Consider the following 1,312-nt stretch of genomic DNA (forward strand, 5'->3'; position numbering starts at 1 on the left):
ATTTGCTCATTGAAAACTGGATAGTTAAAGAAAATATAATCAAAACAAACCGAGAACACCGCGTTGATGATAAGTACATTAGTACTATTCATAAGAGTTTTTAAACAAGTTCAAAACGCTGTTTAAAGGATTAGTGGAGCATGTATCGCTACATGTGGAAGCTAAAAATCTAACATTATTGTTAGTAAATTAGGTTAAGTTAATAAGGGCGCACGGTGGATGCCTTGGCACTAGAAGACGATGAAGGACGGGACTAACTCCGATATGCTTTGGGGAGCTGTAAGTAAGCTTTGATCCAGAGATTTCCGAATGGGGAAACCCGGCAGCTTTTATAGGCTGTCATCATATACTGAATACATAGGTATATGAGGTGAGACGCAGAGAACTGAAACATCTAAGTACCTGCAGGAAGAGAAAGAAAATTCGATTACCTTAGTAGCGGCGAGCGAAACGGTAAGAGCCCAAACCAAGAAGCTTGCTTCTTGGGGTTGTAGGACTCAGACATGGTAGTTGTAGTTGATAGTCGAATCGACCTGGAAAGGTCAGCCGTAGCGGGTAAAAGCCCCGTAGGCGAAATGGACTGCACACCTATGAGTATCCTGAGTACGGCGGAACACGAGAAATTCCGTCGGAATCCGGGAGGACCATCTCCCAAGGCTAAATACTCTCTAGTGACCGATAGTGAACCAGTACCGTGAGGGAAAGGTGAAAAGCACCCCGGAAGGGGAGTGAAATAGATCCTGAAACCGTGTGCCTACAACAAGTCAAAGCCCGTTAATGGGTGATGGCGTGCCTTTTGTAGAATGAACCGGCGAGTTACGATAGCATGCGAGGTTAAGATGAAGAGTCGGAGCCGTAGCGAAAGCGAGTCTGAATAGGGCGAGTGAGTATGTTGTCGTAGACCCGAAACCATGTGATCTACCCATGGCCAGGTTGAAGGTGCGGTAAAACGCACTGGAGGACCGAACCCACGTACGTTGAAAAGTGCGGGGATGAGCTGTGGGTAGCGGAGAAATTCCAATCGAACTTGGAGATAGCTGGTTCTCTCCGAAATAGCTTTAGGGCTAGCCTCGGATTAAGAATTGTGGAGGTAGAGCCACTGTTTGGACTAGGGGCCCATCTCGGGTTACCGAATTCAGATAAACTCCGAATGCCATATATTCATATCCGGGAGTCAGACTGCGAGTGATAAGATCCGTAGTCGAAAGGGAAACAGCCCAGACCACCAGCTAAGGTCCCAAAATATATGTTAAGTGGAAAAGGATGTGGGGTTGCACAGACAACTAGGATGTTGGCTTAGAAGCAGCCACCA

The 1,312-nt window shown here is 46.5% G+C and carries 1 rRNA gene; it reads left to right on the forward strand.

From position 1 onward, the window contains the following. Positions 1-192: 192 nt before the first annotated feature. Positions 193-1,312, forward strand: a 23S ribosomal RNA gene (locus tag OL233_RS11265); the annotation flags it as partial.

The organism is Vagococcus proximus (assembly GCF_029143285.1).
GTDB lineage: Bacteria > Bacillota > Bacilli > Lactobacillales > Vagococcaceae > Vagococcus_D > Vagococcus_D proximus.